General features: G+C 44.2%; 22 protein-coding genes. 6 read left to right on the forward strand and 16 right to left on the reverse strand.

What is annotated here, in order from left to right:
• Nucleotides 1–155: 155 nt before the first annotated feature.
• The 9 genes from ACQY73_RS03570 to truA form a co-directional block, all read right to left on the reverse strand.
• The gene (locus ACQY73_RS03570; RefSeq protein ID WP_428661554.1) at nucleotides 156–1,016 is read right to left on the reverse strand and encodes a DUF58 domain-containing protein; all 861 of its coding nucleotides are present in this window, start codon (nucleotides 1,014–1,016) and stop codon (nucleotides 156–158) included.
• A gap of 2 nt (nucleotides 1,017–1,018) precedes the next feature.
• A complete protein-coding gene (locus ACQY73_RS03575; RefSeq protein WP_428661557.1) occupies nucleotides 1,019–1,999 on the reverse strand; it encodes an AAA family ATPase in 981 nt (326 codons plus the stop codon).
• A 3-nt stretch (nucleotides 2,000–2,002) separates the two neighbouring features.
• On the reverse strand, nucleotides 2,003–2,620 hold the full coding sequence (locus ACQY73_RS03580; RefSeq protein ID WP_428661560.1) for a DUF4159 domain-containing protein: 618 nt from the start codon (nucleotides 2,618–2,620) through the stop codon (nucleotides 2,003–2,005).
• 106 nt (nucleotides 2,621–2,726) lie between these two features.
• A complete protein-coding gene (locus tag ACQY73_RS03585) occupies nucleotides 2,727–4,064 on the reverse strand; it encodes a TldD/PmbA family protein (protein WP_428661562.1) in 1,338 nt (445 codons plus the stop codon).
• A gap of 37 nt (nucleotides 4,065–4,101) precedes the next feature.
• Nucleotides 4,102–5,742 (reverse strand): TldD/PmbA family protein, encoded by a 1,641-nt coding sequence (locus ACQY73_RS03590; RefSeq protein WP_428661565.1) that lies wholly within the window; start codon nucleotides 5,740–5,742, stop codon nucleotides 4,102–4,104.
• Nucleotides 5,743–6,037: 295 nt separating this feature from the next.
• Nucleotides 6,038–7,405 carry a TldD/PmbA family protein gene (locus ACQY73_RS03595; RefSeq protein ID WP_428661568.1) on the reverse strand — a complete coding sequence of 456 codons (1,368 nt, stop codon included), beginning with the start codon at nucleotides 7,403–7,405 and terminating at the stop codon, nucleotides 6,038–6,040.
• Between the two features lie 18 nt (nucleotides 7,406–7,423).
• Nucleotides 7,424–9,070, reverse strand: coding sequence for a TldD/PmbA family protein (locus ACQY73_RS03600; protein WP_428661571.1), 1,647 nt, complete (start codon nucleotides 9,068–9,070; stop codon nucleotides 7,424–7,426).
• A 222-nt stretch (nucleotides 9,071–9,292) separates the two neighbouring features.
• Nucleotides 9,293–9,883, reverse strand: coding sequence for a nucleotidyltransferase family protein (locus ACQY73_RS03605; protein ID WP_428661573.1), 591 nt, complete (start codon nucleotides 9,881–9,883; stop codon nucleotides 9,293–9,295).
• A 107-nt stretch (nucleotides 9,884–9,990) separates the two neighbouring features.
• Entirely contained in the window at nucleotides 9,991–10,746 is a 756-nt protein-coding gene (gene truA / locus ACQY73_RS03610; RefSeq protein WP_428661576.1) for a tRNA pseudouridine(38-40) synthase TruA, read from the reverse strand.
• Nucleotides 10,747–10,882: 136 nt separating this feature from the next.
• Between truA and ACQY73_RS03615 the strand changes: the two genes are divergently transcribed.
• From ACQY73_RS03615 to ACQY73_RS03625, 3 genes are all read left to right on the forward strand, one after another.
• Nucleotides 10,883–13,171, forward strand: a complete 2,289-nt coding sequence (locus ACQY73_RS03615; protein WP_428661579.1) for a peptidylprolyl isomerase — start codon at nucleotides 10,883–10,885, stop codon at nucleotides 13,169–13,171.
• 61 nt (nucleotides 13,172–13,232) lie between these two features.
• Nucleotides 13,233–14,624, forward strand: a complete 1,392-nt coding sequence (locus ACQY73_RS03620; protein WP_428661582.1) for a foldase protein PrsA — start codon at nucleotides 13,233–13,235, stop codon at nucleotides 14,622–14,624.
• A gap of 77 nt (nucleotides 14,625–14,701) precedes the next feature.
• On the forward strand, nucleotides 14,702–15,664 hold the full coding sequence (locus ACQY73_RS03625; RefSeq protein WP_428661585.1) for an AAA family ATPase: 963 nt from the start codon (nucleotides 14,702–14,704) through the stop codon (nucleotides 15,662–15,664).
• A 97-nt stretch (nucleotides 15,665–15,761) separates the two neighbouring features.
• Here the strand turns inward: ACQY73_RS03625 and ACQY73_RS03630 are convergent, their stop codons facing one another.
• Nucleotides 15,762–16,583, reverse strand: a complete 822-nt coding sequence (locus ACQY73_RS03630) for a DUF4198 domain-containing protein (protein ID WP_428661588.1) — start codon at nucleotides 16,581–16,583, stop codon at nucleotides 15,762–15,764.
• Between the two features lie 152 nt (nucleotides 16,584–16,735).
• On the opposite strand from ACQY73_RS03630, the gene ACQY73_RS03635 reads away from it, so the two are divergent.
• The 3 genes from ACQY73_RS03635 to ACQY73_RS03645 all read left to right on the forward strand — a co-directional run bounded on the left by ACQY73_RS03635 (nucleotide 16,736) and on the right by ACQY73_RS03645 (nucleotide 20,615).
• A complete protein-coding gene (locus tag ACQY73_RS03635; protein ID WP_428668412.1) occupies nucleotides 16,736–19,006 on the forward strand; it encodes an NADP-dependent malic enzyme in 2,271 nt (756 codons plus the stop codon).
• 116 nt (nucleotides 19,007–19,122) lie between these two features.
• Nucleotides 19,123–19,956 carry a DUF6597 domain-containing transcriptional factor gene (locus ACQY73_RS03640; protein WP_428661591.1) on the forward strand — a complete coding sequence of 278 codons (834 nt, stop codon included), beginning with the start codon at nucleotides 19,123–19,125 and terminating at the stop codon, nucleotides 19,954–19,956.
• 68 nt (nucleotides 19,957–20,024) lie between these two features.
• Nucleotides 20,025–20,615, forward strand: coding sequence for an NAD(P)H-dependent oxidoreductase (locus ACQY73_RS03645; RefSeq protein WP_428661594.1), 591 nt, complete (start codon nucleotides 20,025–20,027; stop codon nucleotides 20,613–20,615).
• Between the two features lie 35 nt (nucleotides 20,616–20,650).
• On the opposite strand, the gene ACQY73_RS03650 is transcribed toward ACQY73_RS03645, so the two are convergent.
• The 6 genes from ACQY73_RS03650 to ACQY73_RS03675 all read right to left on the reverse strand — a co-directional run bounded on the left by ACQY73_RS03650 (nucleotide 20,651) and on the right by ACQY73_RS03675 (nucleotide 25,916).
• A complete protein-coding gene (locus ACQY73_RS03650; RefSeq protein WP_428661597.1) occupies nucleotides 20,651–21,586 on the reverse strand; it encodes a bifunctional riboflavin kinase/FAD synthetase in 936 nt (311 codons plus the stop codon).
• Nucleotides 21,587–21,651: 65 nt separating this feature from the next.
• Entirely contained in the window at nucleotides 21,652–22,344 is a 693-nt protein-coding gene (gene truB / locus ACQY73_RS03655) for a tRNA pseudouridine(55) synthase TruB (RefSeq protein WP_428661600.1), read from the reverse strand.
• Between the two features lie 10 nt (nucleotides 22,345–22,354).
• On the reverse strand, nucleotides 22,355–23,149 hold the full coding sequence (locus ACQY73_RS03660) for an undecaprenyl-diphosphate phosphatase (RefSeq protein ID WP_428661603.1): 795 nt from the start codon (nucleotides 23,147–23,149) through the stop codon (nucleotides 22,355–22,357).
• 62 nt (nucleotides 23,150–23,211) lie between these two features.
• Nucleotides 23,212–23,424, reverse strand: a complete 213-nt coding sequence (locus ACQY73_RS03665; RefSeq protein ID WP_428661606.1) for a DUF3098 domain-containing protein — start codon at nucleotides 23,422–23,424, stop codon at nucleotides 23,212–23,214.
• Between the two features lie 15 nt (nucleotides 23,425–23,439).
• Entirely contained in the window at nucleotides 23,440–24,987 is a 1,548-nt protein-coding gene (locus ACQY73_RS03670; protein ID WP_428661608.1) for an ATP-binding protein, read from the reverse strand.
• Between the two features lie 47 nt (nucleotides 24,988–25,034).
• Complete coding sequence (locus ACQY73_RS03675; protein ID WP_428661611.1) at nucleotides 25,035–25,916, reverse strand: cell division protein FtsX; 882 nt, start codon at nucleotides 25,914–25,916, stop codon at nucleotides 25,035–25,037.
• Nucleotides 25,917–26,031 lie beyond the last annotated feature (115 nt).

A 26,031-nucleotide genomic window follows, 5' to 3' on the forward strand; every position in this document is an offset into this window, starting at 1 on the left:
TTATTTCTTTCGGTTTTGAGAAACCGAAAACACCACCAAAATGTGACGTCAGATTCTCAAACCTGACGTTTGGGGTTCTCAAACCCCAATGAACATATCTTACAATCACTACTTTCGGTTTCTCAAAACCGAAAGCACAGGAAAGCACCGAAATGTTAACTATTTCTTTTTCGCAACGCCTCCGAAATCACCTGCGCAATGGGTTCATGAAATGTAGTGCGTATCAAATGCACATGTGGAATCCGCAAAGCTTCTTCCAAACCGGTCAAGTACGCCTGCGACTTCTTTTGCACCTCTTCTTTAATGGTTGATGCCTCCAACTCCAGTTCGTGTCCGGTTTCCAGATCTTTGAATCGGTAAAAACCGTTAAGATTAAAGCTCAACTCTTCAGCACCAAGTACCTGAAAAATAAGCACTTCTCGGCGAGGATTGGCTATACTCTGAATAAGTTTGAGCCATTCATCGCCCACTTGCAAAAAATCGGAAGCCAAGACCAATAACTCTTTTTGCTTTTGCTGAAACTCCGGAAACTTGGGATTTTCATTCTGCCACACGCCAACCGCTTCTGCTTTTTCCAATTCGTACAAAATCCGCTGAAAAGCCTGTTTTCCTGCGGGAACGAGCGTTTCCAAACCTCCGTTTTGCAAGCCATACAAGCTCATTTGATCGCTTTGACGATACCCCAAATACGCCAGCGACGCCAACAAGATTTTGCAATAATTCAACCGACTGATTTCCTTCTCAGTATAATTCATCGACCCCGACAGATCCAGCACAAATCGAATGTGGAAATTACTTTCCGTGGCTGATTCCCGCACTAAATGTTTTTGTGTACGGGCGTAGAGTTTCCAGTCAATGCGTTTGGGATCATCGCCGGGTTCATAGTGCCGATATTGTTCAAATTCGATGCCAATGCCCGAACGTTTGCTGCCATGAATTCCCAACATCAACTCCTCGCTGACCAATTTGCCCGCGATTTGAAGGTTGTTCAATTTGATGAGTTCGGTCGTGAGCATACTTATCCTTTCAACAACTCCGCGACAACATCATCGGTCGTAATATTTTCCGCTTCAGCCCTGAAATTGAGGGAAATACGGTGACGTAATACCGGATAAGCCAGCGTTTGAATATCTTCGGGAATGACCGAAAACCGTTGATTCAGTACCGCTCTTGCCTTAGCGCAAAGAATTAAAGCCTGCCCCGCTCTGGGACCGGCACCCCATCCGCACCATTTTTTTACGTAAGCCGAAGAGGTAGTGGCCGGGCGGGTTGACCTTACCAATTGATTCACCTTTATGATCAATTCATCACTGATGTGTACTTGGCGCGTAAGTTTCTGTAAATCAATGATTTCTTTATCGGTAAGAATAGTTTGCAGTTTTTGACTTCCAAATCCTGTCGTGTTTTTCAAAACGTCCAATTCTTCCTGTTCGGAAGGATAACCCAGTTTGATATACAACAGAAAACGGTCAAGCTGTGCCTCGGGTAATGGGTACGTACCCGCCTGTTCGATAGGGTTTTGCGTGGCAATGATGAGAAATGGGCGCGGAAGGTCGTAGCTAACGCCGGCATACGTAACGCGGTATTCCTGCATGGCTTCCAACAACGCCGCCTGCGTTTTGGGGGGCGTACGGTTGATCTCATCGGCCAAAACGATATTGGCAAAGATGGGTCCCTGATTGAATTTGAAAAACTTTTTGCCGGTTTCGTGGTCTTCTTCCAGAATCTCGGTTCCGACGATGTCGCCCGGCATCAGGTCAGGGGTAAACTGCACCCGTTTGAATTTCATTTCGAGCGCTTCGGACATGGTTCTCACCATGAGTGTTTTAGCCAATCCGGGCACGCCTTCCAGCAAACAATGACCGCCCGCCAACAAAGAAATCAGAATTTCATTGATGACCTCCTGCTGCCCAACGATTACTTTGCCAATTTCTTTTTTCAGGTGCGGTAGTTTAGCTACCAATGTTTTAAAGTGGGTTAAATCCTGCGTTGTTTCCAATTCTTAAACAGTTGTTAATGCGTAACTAATAATGTTTACTCCAAATTTGGTGTTGTCTTCGGCCAACCAACGTTTATTTCTAAAATCATAATCCCATTCACAGCCATAATCTTTATTGCTGTACAAAACCCCGATCCTGCCGTTGATCTGAATGGCTTTCAGGTAGTCGTGTACCAGATCATCGCCCCAACCATTGAGTTCAAAACCGGTGGTCGGTGGGCCTTCAAAATGAAAGAACGAATGATAAATGGGATGATCATTGGGGATTTTCTGCAAGGCTTTCGGCCCAAAGGTACGCGCCATTTCCTGTTCAAACGACTTGGCAAACAGGCCGTCAATGTCATGATTGCAGTCATCCACAAACACAAATCCGCCGTTTTCGACGTATTTTTTAAAATGGTCGCGTTCCTGACTTGAAAATTCCACCAACTTATGTCCACTCAAATAGCAAAAAGGGCTTCTGAAAATGTCATTGTTCGTTAGTTGTATAATTTTTTCTTTTTCATCGATCGGAATCGTTGTATACTCCACCAACGAGTTAAGGAGATTGGAAGGCATCCGTTGGTCGGTGTCCCAGTCTCCCGAAGCATATTGAATCCGAGTAAAAAAAAATGGTCTCACGTGTGGAAAAGATTAAACCTCATCCCCCTGCCCCTCTCCTTACTAAGGAGAAGGGGAGTAAAATGCACCCCTCTCCTTAGTAAGGAGAGGGGCAGGGGTGAGGTAATTACACCGCGTCTGAAAGGGAGGAAAATGTAAACTCCCTGATTTTCATTGGCGGCAGGATATAGTTTTGTTCAGATTCTGTACTTACTGCCCGCTCAGGAATACCCAACGTTTCAAGGTTATTCAACATGATGATGGGGCTTTCGTTGAAACGGAAGTTTTTGATCGGGTATTTGATTTTTCCGTCTTCGATGTAAAACGTTCCGTCGCGGGTAAGGCCCGTCAATAAAAGCGTTTGAGGATCTACGGGACGGATATACCAGAGTTTGGTCACCAAAATACCGCGCTGGGTGCTTTTGATCATCTCGTCCAAGGTTGCCGTTCCTCCCGCCATGATCATATTGTTAGGGCCGGGAATGGGTTTCACGCCTTTCTTCTGCGCCCAAAAACGTGAATACGAAAGATTTTTGACAACCCCTTTTTCTATCCACATCAATTTATTCTGTGGTTGGCCATCACCCGACCAGGGTGAAGCCGGCAAATCAGGGTGTGTAGGGTCAGAATAGAACGTAACCCGTTCGTCCATGATCTTTTCGCCTAATTTAGTCTTGCCACCCGGCTTGCTGAAAAACGAGCGCCCTTCGTCGGCACTGCGGGCATCCATGCCAAAAAAGATACTTTCAACCAACACTGCGGCCGCCGTTGGCTCTAAGATCACGGTATATTTTCCCGGTTCAAGTGCTTTTGCACCCCTCGAACCCAATGATTTCTGAACGGCAATTTTGGTTGCCGCGACCGTATCCAATTTACTGAAATCATTGTATCCCTTGGTTATATAACCTGAGCCCGTTCCGTCGTCGGTACGTACTGTAAGGGAGAAGCTTACATTCGTATTAGTATAATACGCAAACAACCCTTTGGAATTCATCATGGCCGTAAAGCCTTTACGGTCATCGAAAAATCCTGCGGCGGCAAGCCCTTGCTTGCTCGACAATTCGAGACTTTTAGCGACTGCTTCCGCCCGTTTAGCAGGGGTGATGTTTGCTGTAGATTCGAAATAACCGTTTGATTTGATGTATTGCTGCGGTTCCAAAACACCCATGTATTCAGGATTTTCAGGAGCCAATTGCGCCAATTCTTCAGCGCGGCGCACTGCTTTTTCAAGCGAAGCATCGTCGAATTCGTCAATGCTGGTCACGCCTACTTTCTTCCCGAAAGCCGATTGGATCGTTAAATTCTTATTGGTAAGCGCGCCGCTGGTAGATACTTCGTTTCGGGCGTAGCGGAGGTTACCGCGTACTTCACCCAGCAGATTCAATTCACATTCATCTGCTTTAGAAAAGCGCAACACCTTTTGTAGCAAGGCTTTGGCTTCCGCTTCAGTTAATATAACTGCCATTTTTTTCGATGTTAATTGTTGGAGATGAATTCAAAGACTAAATTTTGCGAGCTGTGTTAATGACATTCACGCCATTAAAACGAGCCGTAGAACTACCGTGTGAAACGGCACTTGACTGCATTGGTTGCCCTTTCCCGTCGAAAAACGAACCTCCCATGCGATAATCACGTTCGTCGCATATTTTCACGCACGAGTTCCAAAACTCCTGTGTGTTAGACTGATACGCTACGTCTTTGAGCATTCCTGCGATCTGTCCATCTTTGATCTCATAATACAATTGACCGCCAAACTGGAAATTATAGCGTTGTTGGTCAATCGAAAACGAGCCATCTCCAATAATATAAATTCCTTTTTTCACGTCTTTTATCATGTCATTGACCGAAAGAGGCGTTTTTCCCGCCGCCAACGAAACGTTGGCCATGCGCTGAAACTGTACTGAGCTCCAACTGTCGGCGTAGCAACATCCCTGCGATTCTTTCTCGCCGATGATATGCACCTGATCGCGAATGGCTTGATAATTGACCAAAGTTCCGTCTTTTACCAGATCCCATTTTTTGGTTTCAACCCCTTCATCGTCCCAACCTACGGCGCCCAATGAGCCGACTTGGGTTTTGTCGGCAAACAAATTCACTTCTTTGCTGCCATAATTGAAGTTCTTACTTTGCCATTTATCCAATGTGGCAAAGCTTGTTCCTGCAAAGTTGGCTTCATAGCCCAACACACGGTCGAGTTCGAGCGGGTGCCCTACTGATTCGTGAATGGTCAGCCAAAGGTGAGAAGGATCCAGCACCAGATCGTATTTGCCGGCTTCCACCGATTTGGCAGTAAGCTTTTCTTTGGTTTGTTTAGCAGCCGAGATCACATCCTCCAACATGTCATAGCCTTTGTTGTAGCGTGTGGTGATACCCGTTACTTTATCTTTGGGATTGGTTTGCAGGTATTCATACCCCATCCCGACGGGTGCGCTCAGTGCTTGACGTGTTTCAAATTTTCCCGTTTTAGGGTCAATGGTGGTAACGGCAAAAATGGGCCAAATCCGGTGAATGTCCTGATCAATGTACGAGCCGTCGGACGAAGCAAAGTATTTTTGCTCGTTGACCATGAACAGCAGCGAATTCACATAGTTAGCACCGTTTTTCAGGGCCGCATCGTTAACTCCCAACAACAGGTCTACTTTTTCTTTGATGGGAACTTCAAACGCATTTCGTTGAATGGGGGCTTTCCAGCTTACTTCACCATAGCCTTTTTGAGGAGCCAGTTGCACCGGCTGCTTCATCAAACGGGCATTAGCTTTCGCAATAGCTACCGCTTCTTCGGCGGCCTTGGCGGTGTCGGCTTCGCTTTTGGCATCTACCACTGCGGCAAACCCCCAACAACCATTGGCAATTACGCGTACTCCTACGCCGTACGATTCGGTGTTGACAATGTTCTGTACTTTGTCTTCGCGCGTAATGACGAATTGGCGCAGATACCGGCCAATGCGAACATCGGTATAAGTAGCGCCTTTGGACTTCGCCGCGTTGAGGGCAGCGTCAGCCAGGCGTTTTTTGAGGGCAACATCAATGCCGCCTTCCATGAGGGCTTCCGGGGTCACGGTGTTTCCCACGATCGGGATATTGGGCAACATCATTGCGCCAAATCCCATGCCCGACAATTGCATAAAATCTCTTCTTTTCAAGGCCGGTTCAGTTTATAGTTGGTTGTATGGGTATGTAATTATCTTAGAACACTGATTTTCATGATTGTTATGATTCATTTGTGCTTTGCAAAACATAAGTAATCTTAACAATCTTAACAATCAGCGTTCTATCTTTTACTCATTGAGCAAAAATCCTGATAAATATAGTTTTATTTCTCCCCCGGACAGGGGGATTTTGATGAACGGCAAGAAAAAGTGAAAGGGTAGAGTGGAAAGGTTAAAGTACAAAGATCAACAAAACCTTTACACTTTACCTCTTCCACTTTACACTTCCTTAGACTGCGTCCGACAAACTTGTAAAGGTGAAATCCCGTATCTTAAGCGGCGGGATCATGTTCCCGTTTACCCGCGTTGGAATGCCCATCGCCTCAAGGTTATTGAGCATAATGACCGGGCTTTCGTTGAAACGGAAGTTTTTGACGGGGTATTTGATCTGTCCGTTCTCAATGTAAAAAGTCCCGTCGCGGGTGAGGCCGGTATAAAGAAGTGTCTGAGGATCAACGGCCCGGATGTACCAGAAACGCGTCACCAATATTCCTTTTTGAGTGCTTTTGATCAGTTCTGCCAAAGATTGCGTGCCGCCTTCCATGATGAAGCCCTGCGGCGATGGCACGCCTTTTACGCCTTGTTTTTGCGCCCAATAGCGCGAATAAGCCATGTTTTTCACAACGCCTTTTTCAACCCAATACGTTTTTTCCTGAGGGCGGCCTTCTCCTGAAGCACCACCGCCACCTCCGCCACCACCACCGGCTCTTCCTCTCGGAGTATCAAAACCGGCTTTCGGAATATCGGGATGAGAAGGATCAGAAAGAATAGTAACCCGTTCGTCAAATAATTTTTCGCCTAAACGGATGCCTCCTCCTTTCTTACTCAAAAAACTTCGGCCTTCGTCTGCGCTGCGGGCATCAATGCTGCGCATCATGTTCTGAATCAGATCCAAAGCAGCCGTAGGTTCCAAAATAACGGTGTATTTACCGGGCTCCAGGGCTTTAGCATTTATGGAAGCCATCGCTTTTTGCATGGCTATTTCAGTTGCGGCTTTGGCATTAAGCTTAGAGGTGTCATTAAAATCGCGCGCTACGTACCCCGAACCGGTTCCATCGGCTGTTCTGACGGTTACCGAAAAATCGACCGAAGTGGATTTGTTATAGCCAAAAAGACCTTTGCTGTTGCCCATAGCTACAAATTCAGTGGTGTCTTCCAAATAACCCGCCGCCGTCAGGTTTTTCTTTTTACAGGGATCAATACTGTCAAAAGCGACCTGAGCGCGATAGGAAGGGTCAATATTTGCGGTACTCTGCACAAACGTAGGATTCTCTGCATAGGTTTGAGGTCCTAACATAGGCATATATTCAGGATTTTCGGGTGCGAGTTTCGCAATTTCTTCCGCTCTTCGAACCGTTTTTTCCAGCGATTGGTCATCAAACTCATTGATGGTGGAAGACCCTGAACGTTTGCCAAATACGGCCGTTACGGCCAAAGCCAAATCGTAGGACTCTCCGCTTGTTGAAACCGTATTGCGTGCATAACGGATGTTTCCCGTGCGACTGCCCGTCAGGATCACGCTCATTTCGTCGGCTTTCGAAAACGCCAACACTTTGTCTATTATCTTTTTAGCTTCTTCTTTTGTTAAAATAGCCATTGTTGATGTCGTTTTTAGTTAGCCGATGTTTCTGCCGGTATTGATGACATTGACTCCATTGAAGCGGGTAGTTGCGCTTCCGTGCGAAACCGCACTGACCTGCGAAGGTTGTCCCTTTCCGTCGAAAAACGACCCAAAGGTGCGGTAATCATCTTTGTCACATATCTGCGCGCACGAATTCCAAAACTCCTGCGTATTCGACTGATAAGCTACGTCGTCCAGCATACCCACGATTTCTCCGTTTTTGATCTCGTAAAACAACTGCCCGCCAAATTGGAAGTTATAACGCTGTTGATCAATCGAATACGAGCCACGGCCAATGATGTAAATTCCTTTATCAACGCCCTTGATCATGTCCTGAACATTGAGTTTTTCTTTCCCCGGACGCAACGAAACATTGGGCATCCGTTGGAATTGAACCGAATTCCAATTGTCGGCATAGCAGCAACCGTGCGATTCTTTCTCGCCCAAAATATTGACCTGATCACGCGTGGCCTGATAGTTAACCAAAATACCTTCTTTGATCAAATCCCATTCTTTGCAGGGAACGCCTTCATCGTCAAACCCAACCGTTCCCAACGTGTGCGGCTGTATTTTATCGGCCACAATATTTACCTGTTTGCTGCCGTAGTTAAAGCTTTTTGTTTTCCACTTATCCAACGTCGCAAAACTTGTTCCTGCATAATTGGCTTCATATCCCAACACGCGGTCAAGTTCGGTGGGATGCCCTACCGATTCATGAATGGTCAGGCCCAAGTGGTTAGGATCAAGCACGAGGTCATATTTTCCGGGCACTACCGATTTGGCGGTCATTTTTTCTTTGGCCTGTTTGGAGGCCATGATCACATCTTCCACCATATCGTATGAGTTACGATATCCTACCAATCCATTAGGTCCGGCAATTTTTTCACTCGCCAAACCATCCAAATATTCATAGCCCATCCCCATTGGTGAGCTGATGGCATCGCGGCTTTTAAACTTACCTGCCTGTTTATTGACCGCTGTTACGGTAAACGTAGGCCAAATGCGGTGTATATCCTGGTCGATGTAAGACCCGTCGGAAGAAGCAAAATATTTTTGTTCATTGACAAAAAACAGGTTGGAAGTTACAAATCCGGCACCGTTCTTCATCGCTTCGCCATTCACTTTCATCAATAGATCGATCTTTTCCTGAATAGGAATTTGAAAGGCATTTTTCTTAATGGGCGTCTTCCAAACTACTTCCCCTACTCCTTTTTGAGGAGCTAATACTACAGGATCAGTCTGAATCTTTGAGTTGGCCTTCGCAATGGCAACGGCAGTTTCGGCACATTTGGCAATGCCTGCCTCACTCACATCGCTCGTGGCGGAGAATCCCCACGTGCCATTGGCAATGACCCGAATTCCCACACCGTACGATTCGGCGTTGACGATGTTTTGAACTCTGGTTTCGCGGGTAAATAAATATTGTTGAAGATAACGACCGATGCGCACATCGGTATAAGTTGCCCCTTTCGACTTGGCCACGTTAAGGGCTACATCGGCCATTTTTTTCTTCATGGCGGCGTCGGCTTTGGGTTCGAGCAGTTGCTCAATCGGAACTACATTGCCCAAGACAGGAATAGATGCTCCCATCATAGCCCCCAAGCCCATGCCTGACAACTGAATAAAATCCCTTCTTTTCATACTTGGTTTAGTTTTTGATGAATGGTCGTCGCCGGTCAAAGTGAAGCACTCCGATACCGTTGGTTAGGACGTAATGGTCAAAAATAGGAAAAATATAAAACTACCCCACTATTCGTCGACATATTTGTTGTTTTAAGCGACTATCCGTAGAGACATAAGCTGTTGCGTCACAACACATGAGCAAAATTTTGTAAAAATGCGGAGAAGCAACATTTTGCGAGGTTAGCCTTTTTGAAAGGCTTCGTAATCTTCGGGGGTATCCAAATCCACACTTCCGGCTTCGAAGGTCAGGAGGTGTGTTTCATCCAAATGATTCATGATAACAGGTTTAGCGCCTTTATCGCCGGTTAGGCTCAGTAATTCATCAAACAACCTGCGGTCAAACAGCGCAGGAACGCCTACCTGATCACCGTATTTACAGGCCACAATGAGTGGTTTTTTGGCTTCATACATTTCAATCATCCGCTCCAGCAGTGAAACAGATATATAAGGTTGATCACATACCAGCATTATGACGGCATCTACGTCTTTATAGGTCATGTACAACCCGGCCATTCCCATCTTTACGGACGATGACATTCCTTCGGGCCACATAGGGTTATCAATTACCGTCAGCGGTAAGTTTATGATTTCAGGAGCGATCCGGGCTTTATTGGCTCCAATAACCATTACAACAGGGTAACATTCGGTGGCTAACGCTACTTCTGCGGTACGACGCAGAAGGCTTTTTCCGTCAATATCTAACAATTGTTTGGGCGAGCCCATACGTTTGGATTCTCCGGCGGCCAATAAGATAATACCAATCTTGTTCAATGAATGTATATAGTTAAAGTGAATGTTGAAGTTTAACGTCGGCGAGGACTGGGCGTCCCCGTTCTAAACCGCAGACGCGCAGTCCTCGCCGACGTTTTTCGCCGACGTTAAGCTTCAACAATAATAGATTCCCAGTCATAGCCTACCTCCACCAAAAACAACCCGCAAGCGGGCGCTTGTGCAGCGGCATTTTTACGGTTTTTCGAAATAATTAATTGCTCAAAATCAGCATAAGTCTTTTTTCCCTGCCCTATTTCAAGCAATGTACCCACGATGGCACGCACCATGCCCCTCAAAAAACGATTGGCTTTAATATAAAAAGTCAATCCATATAGTGTTTCTTTCCAATACGCGTATTCGATGGTACACAGAAACGTTTTTACGTCAGTATGAATTTTACTGAAACATTCAAAGTCAGTGTATTGCAGCAATAATTCTGCGGCTTCGTTCATTTTTCGGATATTCAGCGCAGGGCGAAATACGTGAGCTAAGTCCGACAAAAAGGCGTTTTTTTGAAATACAATGCGGTATTCATAACAACGATACGTTGCCGCAAAACGCGAATGAATATCCGATCTGACAGCAACAATTTTAGGAACGGCAATATCTTTCGGTAAAAGGCTGTTCAGGCCCAATACCAACCGATCAGAAGACGTAATCGCTTCTTCTACATCAAAATGAGCAAATTGCTGCTCGGCATGAACGCCCGCATCGGTACGACTGCTCCCGATGATCTCAATGGGTCGACGCATGATGATCCCCAAGGCTTTTTCCAATTCTTCCTGAATGGTGATTCCGTTGGGTTGTCGTTGCCAACCGTGGTAATTTGTTCCTTTATAACTTACTTCTATAAAATAACGCATCCGCAAAGATACCGGCTAAAAATACATTGCAATAGGTGAAAAGGGTAGATTGTTTAAACTTTCAGAAAGTTGGCGTAACTTTGCAAACTTCACAATAAATGAAGGTGCATTGTTGTTAAGATTTAAAAAGTTAAGGATGAAGTATTGTTTTTGGGGTTTTATTGGCGTATTTCTATGTATTTGGGGTTGCAAAACCGCTAAACCTGTCCCTCAGGCTCTCCCGGAGCCTGTGATTCTCTCCATTGGGGATAAGAAATTTACGACCGATGAATTCTTTCAATCTTTCACCAAGAATCAATTTTCGGACGATACAACAAAGTCCACCGGCATCAGCGAGTACCTGCAGATCTATACCAATCTTAAGCTCAAAGTAATTGCCGCCCAAAATGAAGGGCGGGATACAACGGCCGCTTTTCGCGAAGAGCTTGCCTCCTACCGGAAACAATTGGCGCAGCCCTATCTTACAGATCGTGTATTGGTTGAAAATCTTATTGCCGAAGCCTACGAACGGCTGAAAGTGGAAGTCAGAGCTTCTCATATTCTCATTGCCGTTTCGCCCGATGCTTCTCCGGAAGATACACTATCCGCGTATCGGGCGGCAGTCGCTTTGCGAAGCAGAATACTACAACAGGAAATTACTTTTGAAGAGGCGGCTCAACGTTTTTCCAAAGACGGTGTTTCTTCACCAAAAGGAGGCGACCTGGGCTATTTCACCGTATTTCAAACGGTCTATCCCTTTGAAAATGTGGTCTATACGGCCCCCATCGAAAAGGTTTCAGACCCTGTAAGAACCAAAGCAGGCTACCATTTAATCAAAGTCAACGACCGACGTGCGTCGCGTGGTAAAGTGCAGGTTGCCAATATTTTGGTCCGTATCAGCGGCAATGCTACTCCCGAAGGAAAAGCCGCCGCCAAAGCAAAAATAGAAAAGGCGCACAGTCTGTTGCAACAGGAATCATGGGAAGTGGTTTGCCGTGATTATTCTGACGAAGTAACCACAAAAGATAACGGCGGTATCCTCCATGAGTTTGGAACGGGTTCGATGACGCCTGCTTTTGAAGAGGCTGCCTTTTCATTGAAACGCATCGGCGATATTTCACAGCCTTTCCAGAGTACGTATGGTTGGCACATCATTAAATTGATCAACCGCAAGCCTATCGAATCGTTTACTGAACTGGCTCCGCAATTGCGCCAAAAAGTCACGACCGATTCGCGCGGCGAGCTTATTCGTGAAGCATTGATCGCCAAACTCCGCACTGCCTACAAAATTACGGAAATAGCCGCGCTTAAAGACGAAGCACTGGCAAAATTGGATACAAGTCTATTAAAAGGAAAATGGAAATTTCGCGAGCCGCTTTCCGTTTCGCTTGAAAAGAAAATAGTATTTCAGATTGACAATCAACCTTATACCGTCAATCAGTTTTTTGATTACGTCTATAATCGCCAACAACCTGTTGCTGCGGGCACATCACTTTCTATCCTTTCCCAACGGTATTATCGGCAGTTTGTTAATCAGAAATTGATTGAGACAGAAGAAGCAAATCTGGAGAAAAAGCACCCTGATTTTCGTGCCCTGATGACCGAAATGCGCGATGGGGTACTGTTCACTCAAGCCATGGAAGCCAACGTGACGGAACGCTCGCTGGTGGATTCGTTGGGCCAAAAACACTATTGGGAACAAAATAAAGCTAACTACCGTTACCCCGAACGTGCCTTTGCAACCCTCGTAGTAACCGACAGTGATACGCTGTTAAAACGGGCGCAGGAGTCGCTCGCGTCAAAACCTTATCAATTACGTCGGAAAGGCAATGATTTACTTTTTCCTTCCAAAGCGAGTATATTGAGTGTAAAGCATCGGGAAGCATTGTTTGAAGTGGCACTGACCTTGCTCAATAATGAAAATTATTCGGTAGAAGTCTCCGCGTATGGAGATGCCGATGAGCCGGATTCCGTTTCGACAATGCGGCTTCAGAACGCCATTAAGGCACTCACCAACAACAGTGTGCCGCTGACCCGCATTATGGAAAAGGATTACGGGAAATTTAAACCCGTTGCCAATGCAGCCCGTAATCGTCGTGTGAGTTTTCAGTATTTCAGTACCTCAAAAAAAGACCTTGAAAAAGCCCTGAATGCGTTAAAATTGGGCGATATCCTTATTACAGAAGGGGCATTTGCCAAAGGAACCAACCGTTTTATAGACGCCGCCCGCTGGGAGATCGGCAACCATTCGGTGAATGTCAACAAGCAAAAAGTGTGGGTAGCTATTTCTAAAATTGAACCCCCGAGAATCAAAACATTTGCGGAAGCACGTGGTGCAGTGATCAACGATTATCAAAAGCAATTGGAAAAAAATTGGCTCAGTCAATTGCGTCAAAAGTATTCCGTACAAATAAACGAAGAAGAATTACGTAAATTAGCAAAGTAAAAAGCGGTTAAAATCCGTTTGATAATAATACATACCCCGAATTCGAAGAAAGCCTAACAAAATGAAAAAAACATTCAATCAAGATCTGTCATATTCCTCGCTCATTCGCTCCTTATTGGCTGCGCTTATTCTTGCGTGTACTGCCATTGCGGGAGCTCAGGCACAGGGAAAAAGCATCAGTGTTAATAAAGTGATTGCCAGAGTAGATAATTATTATGTACTGCGTTCCGAACTGGAAGAGTATATTATACAGGCACAATCGCAAGCCCAGGGACAGCCCGCTCCTACCGCATGTCAGGCACTGGAGCGGTTGGTTGTTAACAAAATGCTGTTGGCAAAAGCTGAAATTGACTCTGTCATTGTAGATGATAAACTAATTGAGAGTCAGGTAGCTGCGCGGATGGATTATATGGCCAAGCGTTTCGGTTCAGAGAAAAACATCGTTGAAGCTTACGGAAAAAGCATTGAATCCCTCAAATATGAATTGAGAGATCCTATCAAGCAAGAGATGGTGGCCGAAAAAATGCAGACCAAAATAACCGAAGCCATCAAGGTGACGCCTAACGAAGTGCGAAAATTCTTCAACAGCATTCCTAAAGACAGCTTACCTTACATTCCTGCCGAAGTGGAGATCGGTCAAATTGTACGTTATGCCAAAGTGACCAAGGCGCAGAAAGAAGAACTGCGGGCCCGCCTGTTGGATTTTAAAACACGGGTTGAAAAAGGAGAAGATTTCTCTTCTCTGGCATCTGCTTATTCGGAAGACCTTGGCTCAGCCCAACAGGGTGGTGATCTGGGATTTGCCAAGCGCGGCGACATGGTAGCTGAATTTGAAGGAACCGCCTTAAAGCTTAAACCTAACGAAATTTCTGAGCCCGTTGAGTCTGACTTTGGTTTGCACTTGATCCAATTGCTTGAAACCCGCGGCGCAGAATACCACGCCCGCCACATTTTACTGCGCCCTGATTATAACCGTATGGATATGTCGGAGCCAAAACATGTTTTGGACAGTCTTTACAATTTGATGAAGACAGATACTTTAAAATTTGAAAAAGTAGCCAAAACGTGGTCAGAAGATAAAAATACCGCTGACGCAGGAGGCTTAATAAAGGACCAACAGGGGTCGTCACGTTTAGCCCTTGATGCTTCGATGGATTATGGTCTATTTATGATGCTTGATACCATGAAAGTTGGCACGATAAGTGCGCCCATGAACTATCGTACTGATGATGGAAAAACCGCCATGCGTATCATTTATTACAAAAGCAAGATCGAGCCGCATACGGCCAGTTTGAAAGAAGATTTTGAGAAGTTGACCAACATTGTATTGGCCAATAAAAAAACCCAGGCGGTGGATGAATGGTTTAAGAAGGCAATTGCCGATGTATTTATCAAAGTGGACCCCGAATTTCAGGAATGTAAAATGTTAGGCATTGAACCCGAAGGAAATTAGCGGCGTTTGCGTTTTTTTAAACGGCAATGAGCTATATTCACAAATACCATTTATTAACCACTAACCATAAACCCTAAATGAAGTTTTCTTCTGACGTCGCTGCTGCAGAAGCACTTAAAGAATCCTACGAAAAACTCCGTTCAGAAATTGGCAAAGTCATTGTCGGTCAGGATGATACGGTTCGTTTGTTGCTCACCGCCATCTTTTGTCAAGGGCATTGCCTGTTGGTTGGGGTGCCGGGACTGGCAAAAACGCTCTTAATTCAAACCATTGCAGGAGCTCTGGACCTGAGCTTTAACCGTATTCAGTTTACGCCTGACTTAATGCCGTCTGACATTCTGGGGTCTGAAACGCTGGATAACGAACGCAACTTTCGTTTTATCAAAGGACCGGTATTTGCGAATATTATTCTGGCGGATGAAATCAACCGGACTCCTCCCAAAACCCAGTCTGCGCTGCTCGAAGCCATGCAGGAATATTCCGTAACGGTGGCCGGTCAAAAGCACTCTTTGAGCCGTCCGTTCTTTGTGTTGGCTACGCAAAACCCCATCGAACAGGAAGGAACTTATCCGCTTCCGGAAGCTCAGTTAGACCGTTTTATGTTTATGGTGTACCTGGATTATCCTTCTTACCAAGAAGAGCTTAACATTGTTAAATCAACTACCACCGACAATAAACCCGTTATCAATACGGTTATTTCGGCCGCTGAGATCGAAGCGTTCCAGCACCTTGTACGTCGTGTGCCGGTAACTGATAATGTGATAGAGTATGCTGTAAAACTTGTACAAAAAACCCGCCCAATGGGTGATATGGCAAGTAGCGATACTAAAAATTACCTTGAATGGGGAGCAGGCCCGAGGGCATCGCAGAACCTGATTCTTGCAGCCAAATGCAACGCCCTCATCAACGGTAAATACTCGCCGGACATTGAAGATGTGAAAGCCGTTGCGCTTCCTATATTACGCCACCGTATCGTGCGTAACTTCAAAGCGGAAGCTGAAGGGATTTCGGTCAATGAAATTATAAAGCGTTTGGTTTAATTACAGGATCGGTTAAATCACGCAAAGACGCGGAGGAGCAAAGAAAAAAAAAAACTTTGCTCCTCCGCGTCTTTGCGTGAAACCTAGCTACAGTTTATTACTTCATCCCAAACGTCAGACTTCCCCAAGTGCTTTGCCAGTCGGCTTTGGGATTATGGGTAAGGCGCACCATCGTAACAACGCTGATCATATAAGCGGCATTGCCTTTTTTGGGCAGATCGAATGTTGCATTTCCCGCCGCATCCGAGCGTTTGAATTCCAGTTCTGTCTTTCCGTTGACACGTCTCCAACAACGCACCAATGCATTTTTCAGGGGTCTGTTTTCATATAAGACTTGGCAAGTCAGCAAACTGCCTTTAGGCAAACTGTACGGATTTTGAAGCGGCACTATTTCCATCGCCATACCCGAAGATTTTGTTACATTGGCAGCATAAACATTCCCTGCCTGAAGGAGTGTTTTGGCACAGCGACGGTATTGTTCCCGTCCTTTCTTAGTAGTTTCTTTATGTTCACGACGGTAGGCAACAGCATTGTCCAAACCATCTTCTTTCAGGTATTCCAGAAATTTATTGGCTTCCAATTCAATAAACGAATTGTTGGTTTCGAGTGTGATCATTTGCGTGCCTCCGTCTTTGAGGATCAGGGGCTTAATTTCTACCAATGAATCTGATTGGCTAATGGAAGCAGTAAGATTTTGTTCGCCTTTGGGCGTTATCAATCGCAATCGCTGCACCCGTCGGTTTCCTCCACCCCAACGTTCTCCCTCATAATTTTCACCGACATTTATACTTACCGGCACCGGTTTCCCAACTTGTGGAAAAAAGGAGGAAGGAAACAGCCAGAATTCGTGCGATAGACCGGCAGTTATACTCATCAATGCGCATAAAGCGGAAACAACCATTATTTTTTGCTTATTCATCAGATTCGGTTTTAGGGCTTTTTAAAACGTTTCATTCATCTTGCGATCGAAGCAAAGTTAACGAACCTCTTCCATAAAAACCCCTAAACTTTGTCTGACGAATGCTTTTCATTTGTACCTTGCAGCCCCAAAACTACCAATGTTTATCGCTTATGAATCCAAAAATTCGTCGTGAAGACGCTCTCTACTACCATTCCAAGGGGCGTCCGGGCAAGATTCAGGTTGTTCCTACCAAAGAAACAAATAATCAACTCGACCTGTCGCTCGCTTACTCTCCGGGAGTGGCAGAGCCTTGCATGGAAATTTTCAGAAATGTCGAGGATGTTTACAAATACACCGCCAAAGGCAATTTAGTAGCCGTGATCAGTAACGGAACGGCGGTTTTAGGCCTCGGCAACATCGGGCCTGAAGCAGGTAAGCCCGTTATGGAAGGAAAAGGTCTTCTTTTCAAAATATACGCCGACATTGACGTTTTTGACATTGAACTCAACACCGAAAACGTGGATGAATTTGTCAGAACGGTCAAAATCATGGAGCCGACTTTCGGAGGTGTTAACTTGGAAGACATCAAAGCTCCGGAGTGTTTTGAGATCGAACGCCGCCTCAAAGAAGAACTCAACATTCCCGTCATGCACGACGATCAGCACGGAACCGCCATCATCAGTTCGGCGGCCTTACTGAACGGTCTGGAATTGGTCGGTAAAAAAATCGAAGAAATCCGCGTTGTCGTTTCCGGTGCCGGTGCATCCGCCAGCTCCTGTACCAAATTATACATGTCGTTGGGCGTTCGCAAAGAGAACGTTGATATGTTTGACAGTAAAGGCCATATCAATACAGAGCGTAAAGATCTTGATCCGATGAAGCAGGAATTTGCTTCAGAGCGTCGTTTTGAATCGTTGGCCGACGCGATGGTGGGGGCTGATCTGTTCTTGGGATTGTCAAAAGCAAATGTTGTTTCTCAGGACATGGTTCGGTCGATGGCCAAAGATCCGATGGTATTTGCGATGGCAAACCCGGACCCTGAAATCCCCTATCCTGATGCCGTTGCCGCTCGCGAAGACGTGATCATGGCTACGGGTCGCTCGGATTACCCCAACCAAGTGAACAATGTATTGGGCTTTCCCTACATTTTCCGTGGAGCCTTGGACGTTCGTGCCCGCGAGATCAACGAAGAAATGAAATTGGCAGCGGTACACGCTTTAGCGGAATTGACCAAGAAACCGGTTCCTGATATTGTCAATTTAGCCTATAATACCGACAATATTACCTTTGGGCGCGAATACATTATTCCTAAACCCGTTGACCCGCGTTTGCTTACCACCATCGCACCGGCCGTAGCAAAAGCTGCCATGGACAGCGGAATGGCCCAATTTCCCATTACAGATTGGGATGCGTACGTACAACAGCTGGAAAAACGCTTGGGGCAGGATAATCAGATTTCTCGTGTTATCATCAGCAAAGCCCGCAAAGCTCCAAAGCGAGTGGTATTTGCCGATGCTGAAAACGTGCAGGTGCTCAGAGCCGCGCAACAGGTACGCGACGAAGGCATTGCATTTCCGATCCTGTTGGGAAAAGAAGAAAAGATTCGCTCCATTATTCAGCTCAATAAGTTAGATCTTGCCGAGATTCCGGTCATTGATCCGTATAGCCCCGAGCAAACCGTTAACATCGACCGTTATGCGGAAGTATACTTTCAAAAACGCCAACGGAAAGGGGTTAATATTATTGAAGCCCGCAAGATGATGTATTATCGGAGTTCATTTGGGGCCATGATGGTTGAAATGGGCGAAGCTGATGCGCTGATTTCAGGGTTAACGCGCAACTATCCCGATACGATTCGCCCTTCTTTGCAAATCATTGGTAAAGAAGCCGGTGTGAAAAAAGTAGCCGGGATGTACATTCTGCTCACACGTCGCGGCCCTTTGTTCTTGGCTGATACAACCGTTAATTTTAATCCTACGGTTGATGACATCGTAGAAATCACGGAGTTGACCGCGCAGGCTGTTGAACGATTCAACATCAAACCGCGTATTGCGCTCCTTACCTACTCCAACTTTGGAAGTGCAAAAGGTGAAGACGCAGAAAAAATGAGTGCCGCCGCCGCCATTTTACAGAAAAAGCACCCTGAGATGGTGGTAGACGGTGAAATGCAGGCCCACTTACCGTTTGATCTTGAATTGCTGCGTACCAATCATCCGTTCAGCAAATTGACCGAAGATGGTGCCAATACGCTTATTTTCCCGAATCTATCGGCCAGCAACATCGCCTACAACTTACTGAAAGAAGTCGGCGAATATGAGGCCATTGGGCCGATTTTGCTCGGAATGCGCAAACCGGTATATGTTTTGCAATTAGGTAGCTCCGTTCGTGAGATCGTAAATATGGTAGCGATTGCGGTTGTGGAAGCGCAGATGAAAGGATAAGCAAACCATTTATTCCTTATTATAAAAAGAGCGACAGGGGCCGAAAATTGGCTGTTCTGTCGCTTTTTATATAATAAGTTGTATGTATTTTTAAGAAAAATAGACTGCTAATGGAAATGAATGAAGAAATAGATGTCAACATAACTTCGTTTTACGAAACGCAAAGCATTGCCGTACCTGAACCGTTTCAGGATTTTTTTTCTCATTTTTATTATGCCGCCAATCGTACAGTGCACCCTATTCATAAAAAATTGATCCCTTCTTTTCAAACTATATTGGTGTTTAACCTTGGCAACAGAATTTCCTTTGCCTTTGAGAATGATAATTACTTTGATGCCCCCAACAGCCTGATTCTGGGTCCCATTAAAAAGTCCATTGAGTATACGCTGTCGCCGGGTGCCGAGATGCTTGTCGCCAATTTTAAGTGGGATGCTTTTTATCGTTTTTTCGGTCAATCATTAAAATCCTACAAAGAATTCATCAAACAACCCGATGATCTGGTCAAAGAGGCATGTTTCCAAGATTTGTGGCTTCAACTCAGAAAAGCTGAAACATTACAAAAAAAAGTAACATTGCTTCTGGATTTCAGTTTACCCTATCTGAGGGAAAGAGAGTTAGGTTCTGCACGAATTATCGACGGGAATGAACCTAACAGTGTCAAAAAAATTGCGGCAGAAAGCGGGTACAGCGAGCGAAACGTTCAACTTAACTATCAAAAGTATTTGGGGTTTAGTGATAAAGAACTCAATCGATATCAGCGTTTTAAAAAAGCCATTGAGTGCTTAACACTATTCAACGGCAAACCTGAGTCGGTGGATTGGCTCGATATTGTTACGCAATGCGGTTATTACGACCAAAGCCACCTCATTCATGACTTCAATTTTTTCATTCACCTTTCCCCTTCGCACTACCTCAAGCTTCAGGAAAATATCTGCATGACTACCCTCTAAGTGCGTTTCGTTTTCTTACAATCAGGGCAAAACGACAACCGCTAGTTTTGTCAAAAAAAGAAAACATCATGAAACACTTAATCATTTATGCCCACCCCAATGCCGGGAGTCTTAATCATTTGATCAAGCAAACCGTCGTAAATATTCTCAAAAAAGAAAATCACGAAGTGGTGATCAGGGATCTTTATGAGCTGAATTTCAACCCTGTTTTGTCATTGGAAGATATGGCGGGCCAGCGAAGAGGACAAGTAGATACGTTGATTGGAGAAGAACAAAAGCACATTGAATGGGCCGAAACCATCACCTTTATTTATCCGATTTGGTGGACAGGGATGCCCGCCATTATGAAAGGATACATCGACCGCGTAATGTCGTACGGGTTTGCCTATCGCTACGATCAAGGTATTCAAAAAGGATTATTGGTGGGTAAACAGGCTTTTGTCATTAATACCCACGGCAAATCTCATGCGGAATACAGCGCAATCGGGATGGACACAGCCCTGCGGCTCACCTCCGATAAGGGCATTTATACCTATTGCGGATTAGACCTCAAGCATCACCTGTTTTTTGACAAGGCCGACCGAGCCACCAAAGAAATCGTTGATAGATGGGTTGCTGAAATAGAAGAAATGTATTTGCAACCGGTAACGGTCTGTTGACTCGAACTTTCCAAGTCTTTGAGACTTGGAAAGTTTTATTTTGCTTTTCCCAAAACCTCCATCGCGGCCACGCAATCAGCTTCAATGGCTTTTGTCAGCGCTTCCAGGCCATCGAATTTGAGTTCGGGCCGAATGTATTGTACCAATTCAACGGTCATTTTTTCGCCGTATACATCCTCATTGAAGTCAAAAATATACACTTCCTGCGTCCGATTCTTTCCGTTGACGGTTGGGCGGAAGCCGATACTCATCACTCCATTTAATCGTTGGCCTCGTACCTCTACACGTACGGCGTAGATACCATCGACGGGAATCAGCTTATAGCTTTCTGTGATGTGTACATTAGCAGTAGGATACCCAATGGTGCGGCCCAATTGCCGGCCTTTTACTACAATACCCGTAAATGTATAAGTGCGCCCCAACAATTCGGTTGCAATGGTTGTATCACCTTCCAACAATGCCTGACGGATTTTGGTCGAACTTACGGTAATGTGTTCGATCTCCTGACGCGGTATCTCTTCAATTTGGAATCCATAACGTGGCGCATGTTGCTGAAGATAATCAAAACTCCCCTCACGGTTGCGGCCAAAATGATGGTCATAGCCAATGACCAACTTTTTGGTACCTATCTTCTCCACTAAAATTTGTTGGATAAACTCTTCGGAAGACAGCTCACTAAATTCCCGAGTAAAAGGAATCACCACCAAATGCTGAACACCGTTTTGGCGTAAAAGCTCAATTTTCTCTTCCAAGGTAGAAAGCAATCTCAGATTTTGGCTATCTTTTGAAACCACCATGCGTGGATGCGGCCAGAAGGTTATCACTACGCTTTCTCCACCGAAGGTTTGGGCTGTTTCGGTCAATCTTGCCAGTATCTTTTGGTGGCCCAAATGAACCCCGTCAAATGTTCCGCTGGTAACAATGGCATTTTGAAGTGGCTCAAAATCACCTATATCGTAATAAACTTGCATGTTCTTAAAATGGACACCTGACTCCGGACCGGAATAACTAATCATTCTTGTCCCAAAGTCTATCGTCAAAGATTTAACTCCAAACGTTTCTTTTTAACGTACTCTTCAATGTCTTCTGCATCTTTCAACCAAAAAGTACCAATTCGAGTTCTGCACAACTCGCTCATGTACGCTCCTGATTCCAACAACATCCCAAAATCCCGTACTAAACTGCGAATATACGTTCCTTTTGAGCAAACAATGCGAAAACTCACTTCGGGAAAATTGGCCGCATTGATCTCAAAAACAGGCACAGAAACCGAACGAGGTTTTATCTCAACAGTCTCTCCCCGACGGGCTTTCTTGTAAAGGCGCTCTCCTCCCATTTTCACGGCTGAATAAATAGGTGGATACTGCGTAAGGTCACCCGTTAGCTTTGTCACGGCAGCCTGCATTAATTCAGGCGTAATATGGTCAATGGGGTATTCGCCGTCAAAAGGCGTTTCGAGGTCAATGGAAGGAGTGGTTTTACCCAATACCAATTTGCCGGTATATTCTTTTTCGGCTCCCTGATACGTATCTATTTCCTTGGTTTTTTTACCCGTACATAAGATCAACAAACCCGTCGCCAACGGGTCAAGCGTACCGGCATGGCCGATTTTTTTGATCCGACAGGCTTTCTTGATTTTATTGACCGCGTCAAAAGAAGTCCACGTGAGGGGTTTATTAAGCAAAATAACTTCTCCTTCATCGGGAGAAGTTGCCGAATCATCTATCATATACCAATCATCAAACGATTTCCAGTTTGTATCCTGCCAGCAGCATTGCCAAAATAGCGCCGCCGACAATGATACGATACCAGCCAAACAGGCGGAAACCATACTTTGCCAGAAAATCAATAAAAAACTTAATGGCAAGCATTGCTACAACAAAAGCGACAACGTTGCCAACGGCCAACAACTTTATTTGTTCGTCGGTCAGTACAAGACCGTCTTTGTAATAATCATATCCTTTTTTTGCCGTAGCGGCAAACATGGTAGGCACGGCCAAAAAGAATGAAAATTCGGCTGCGGCTTTGCGGCTCAGTCGTTGCGACATACCGCCCACAATGGTTGCGCCTGAGCGAGATACGCCCGGTATCATGGCGATACACTGAAAAAAGCCGATTTTAAAGGCTGTCAGATAATCAATTTCGTCGGGATCCTCGATAAAGGTTTTAGTAAACAATTTATCTACGAACAATAAAATGATCCCGCCCACCAGTAGTGAAATAGCCACCGCCAAGGGGCTTTCGAGCAGGGCATCAATAGCATCACTGAACAACACGCCAAAAACCGCACTCGGAATAAACGCTGCCAAGAGTTTAAAATAAAAATCAAGGCTGCGAAAAAACCGTTTGAAATACAATACTACCACCGACAGGATAGCACCTAATTGAATGGCAACGGTAAAGAATTTAACAAAGGGGTCAGAAGCAATTCCCATGAAAGAGGAAGCTAAAATCATGTGACCCGTAGAGGATATAGGTAAATATTCCGTAATACCTTCGACTACGGCAAGAATAAGCGCTTGAACAAAATCCATTTTTTGAAGATAAAGGAGTGTTTGTGAGGCGTATTTTCTTCCTCACTTCATAACGTTTTTAACTATTTCCCGTCGACAGGGCGGCGCAGAATGGCAAAGAATTCCAGAATAAAACCCGACATAACGACCAATGGTCCAACGGTTAAGCCCAAAGCACCGAAACCAAATTCTGCTGAATCCATGCTCATAATAACAAATCCACCCAATACTAACACGATGCCGATGATCATTAAGGTGTAATTACTTTTACCAAAGGGAAATGAGTTCTTTTTCATTTGTATTTTAAATTATTAGATGATTTTATATGTTCTGATATGCTTATCAGGTGGAACTTGGACTACAAATCGAGGGACTCTTGATTTTTCAATTTTGTTATGATAAGCAAAATTCTTAGCCTGAAAATTTGTTCTAATCTGTTGAAGTAAGTTTTGATTTCTTAATGAAGTTATTTCTTTGTCATAAGTATCTCTATCTTTCGTATTCATTGCGTGATATATATCAGCTTGTGAGAGTTCTTTACCGTTCATACCTGCCACAAGAATTCTTTTCTGTACACTACTTAGGTCATAATCAGAAAATAATCTCAAAAAATCTTGTTGTGTTTGCGTAAAATCAGATTTATTAAATAATGTAATTGTAAACCAGACTGTATTAGAATAAAGTTTAGGTTTTTGAAGTTCATTTTGTGCCATTAAAGTAAAAATTCGCTTCATTCCCTCTCCCATTTCTCTCATCAATTTACTTACTTTTAATACATAAGTAATTTTTGCATTTCTTGATTCGTGCCTATTGTCCAGCGCTTCTAAGTCATTGATTGTTAAAGTTGATAATAATGCCCCTGGGCTTTTCAACTCCAGTCTGTCATTATAAATATGTACTTCAATACCATTACTATTATAATAATCTCGATGAGCAATTGCATTTAAAACAGCTTCTCTACAAGCATCTTCCGGATAAATATATCGCTGTTCAAATCTTGAATCTGCTCCAAATTCGGTTTTGTAGGCCAAATAAGGGCGCATCATTTCCCAAGATTTAATTATTAGTTCATAAATGTTCCCTTGAACAAATTCATCACTTATTACATTATATCGTTCCCCTGATAACAATTCTGTACCATTAATTTTTATAAAACGCACCTGAGAACGAGGGTGCCAACGTTGAATGTCTTTTGCAAAAAGTAATACCGCTGCTCTGGTTAACCTTAAACCATTAGTAGCATATTGAGCAAGTCCCAACTGTTGCAAGTACCTTTCTGCTGTTAAACCTTTAATATAATTATCTGCTAAATTCTGGATTAATAATATATCCAAATCACCTACTATTGCACCATCAACGAATTGTCGGTCATATTCCCGTGATTTAGTTTCCTGCTGTTCAAATTGTAGATTCTTAATTCTTACCGGGACAGTACGTTTATCTTTTCTTATTACGACTCGCCCATCAGGAAGTTGATATATCTCCGATGTTCCTTTTTCAACTTGAAAGAAAAGAATAATTTTATTTTCAATTGTAAGCTTCAATTTATAAACTATCGGTAATTCTTGACCATGCAGAACGTGAGAATTTACAGCATTAAGCATCATTTCAATATCCGACTCAGAATGAGGGATTCCTGTAATTGTAGTATCATCTTCTACTCCAATTACTAATTCACCTCCATCAGTATTAGAAAAAGCAACCAAGGCTTCTCCTATATCTTCGCATATTTTTTTAGCAAGTCGAGGTTTTTTGTTATCTGGCCTCCCCTCTAATGCCGATTTAAATTCACGAAAATCACTCTCTCCAACTAATATTGAGTTCTTAATTCGTTCCTGCAAAATAAGAATATCCGGCATTTATATTTATTATTTTCAGTTCCAGAAACTATCCAAAATAGGCTTTTTTAATATAAATCATCCAAAGTCATCCGCAAATACCTCGCCAATGCCTGAAATGTACTGGAAATTCCAATTAATGCACCCAAAATAATGACACCAAGGAGCAGAAAACCAAGTTTTTCGTATTCCTGTAAAATATGTAAACCTTCAATTTGGCGCAGGGCAATTTGCTGCAAACCCACGATCAATCCCGCCGCGATCACTCCACTGATCAAGCCCTGAACTGCCCCGTTTTTGAGAAACGGCATTTGAATAAAATTGTTGGTCGCGCCCACTAACTGCATACTTCGAATCAAAAAGCGTTGTGAATAGAGGGCTAAACGTATGGTATTATTCATCAGTAACACAATGATAACCAACATAATGACCGCAAACGTAGCTAAAATAATGTATATCTTCGTCAGGTTTTTGTTGATCTGGTCGGCCAGGTTCTCTTGGTAAACCACCTCAAAAATACCATCCATTTTTTCAAGATCGGCTTTGATCTGTTTAAGCTTGGTATCCTCAAAATAATCTTCGTGCAACCGCACCCGGTAGCTGTCATGCAGGGGATTTTCGCCCAGAAAGGTCGTAAAATCTTCTTTTGTATCGGCAATAAACTCTTTGGCCGCCTCGTCTTTGGAATAAAAGATCACCGATGGTTTCCCCTCGGCATTCAGCACAAAAGGTTTAGCCATTATTTTCTTCTCAATATCAGCCACTTGGGTTGAATCCATCCCTTTGTTAAGCATGACGCGCACCTCAATATTCTGCTTAATGATCGAGATCAGCTTTTTAGACTGCATGACCAGCAACCCGCAAAACCCAATCAGAAACAACGCCGCGGTCAGGCTAACAATAATCATGGCGTTAGGATAACTACCAACCTTTTTCTTTTTCAGAGGCATAAATAGAATATAAAGTGAATACGGAGCCCGCAGCGTATAAAGTTCAATTACCTTCGTTCATAAACTCTTTCATGAATTGTTGCAAAAATAGGTAATTATTTCAAGAACGAATTCA

It is taken from the genome of Runella sp. (assembly GCF_965279615.1).
Classification (GTDB): domain Bacteria; phylum Bacteroidota; class Bacteroidia; order Cytophagales; family Spirosomataceae; genus Runella.

Excerpts from the sequence above, each read along its gene's own strand:
- ACQY73_RS03570 (WP_428661554.1), bottom strand. The coding sequence starts at position 1,016 with ATGCTCACGACCGAACTCATCAAATTGAACAACCTTCAAATCGCGGGC.
- ACQY73_RS03585 (WP_428661562.1), bottom strand. The coding sequence starts at position 4,064 with ATGGCAGTTATATTAACTGAAGCGGAAGCCAAAGCCTTGCTACAAAAG.
- ACQY73_RS03595 (WP_428661568.1), bottom strand. The coding sequence starts at position 7,405 with ATGGCTATTTTAACAAAAGAAGAAGCTAAAAAGATAATAGACAAAGTG.
- ACQY73_RS03600 (WP_428661571.1), bottom strand. The coding sequence starts at position 9,070 with ATGAAAAGAAGGGATTTTATTCAGTTGTCAGGCATGGGCTTGGGGGCT.
- truA (WP_428661576.1), bottom strand. The coding sequence starts at position 10,746 with ATGCGTTATTTTATAGAAGTAAGTTATAAAGGAACAAATTACCACGGT.
- ACQY73_RS03615 (WP_428661579.1), top strand. The coding sequence starts at position 10,883 with ATGAAGTATTGTTTTTGGGGTTTTATTGGCGTATTTCTATGTATTTGG.
- ACQY73_RS03620 (WP_428661582.1), top strand. The coding sequence starts at position 13,233 with ATGAAAAAAACATTCAATCAAGATCTGTCATATTCCTCGCTCATTCGC.
- ACQY73_RS03625 (WP_428661585.1), top strand. The coding sequence starts at position 14,702 with ATGAAGTTTTCTTCTGACGTCGCTGCTGCAGAAGCACTTAAAGAATCC.
- ACQY73_RS03630 (WP_428661588.1), bottom strand. The coding sequence starts at position 16,583 with ATGAATAAGCAAAAAATAATGGTTGTTTCCGCTTTATGCGCATTGATG.
- ACQY73_RS03635 (WP_428668412.1), top strand. The coding sequence starts at position 16,736 with ATGAATCCAAAAATTCGTCGTGAAGACGCTCTCTACTACCATTCCAAG.
- ACQY73_RS03640 (WP_428661591.1), top strand. The coding sequence starts at position 19,123 with ATGAATGAAGAAATAGATGTCAACATAACTTCGTTTTACGAAACGCAA.
- ACQY73_RS03645 (WP_428661594.1), top strand. The coding sequence starts at position 20,025 with ATGAAACACTTAATCATTTATGCCCACCCCAATGCCGGGAGTCTTAAT.
- ACQY73_RS03650 (WP_428661597.1), bottom strand. The coding sequence starts at position 21,586 with ATGCAAGTTTATTACGATATAGGTGATTTTGAGCCACTTCAAAATGCC.
- truB (WP_428661600.1), bottom strand. The coding sequence starts at position 22,344 with ATGATAGATGATTCGGCAACTTCTCCCGATGAAGGAGAAGTTATTTTG.
- ACQY73_RS03660 (WP_428661603.1), bottom strand. The coding sequence starts at position 23,149 with ATGGATTTTGTTCAAGCGCTTATTCTTGCCGTAGTCGAAGGTATTACG.
- ACQY73_RS03665 (WP_428661606.1), bottom strand. The coding sequence starts at position 23,424 with ATGAAAAAGAACTCATTTCCCTTTGGTAAAAGTAATTACACCTTAATG.
- ACQY73_RS03670 (WP_428661608.1), bottom strand. The coding sequence starts at position 24,987 with ATGCCGGATATTCTTATTTTGCAGGAACGAATTAAGAACTCAATATTA.
- ACQY73_RS03675 (WP_428661611.1), bottom strand. The coding sequence starts at position 25,916 with ATGCCTCTGAAAAAGAAAAAGGTTGGTAGTTATCCTAACGCCATGATT.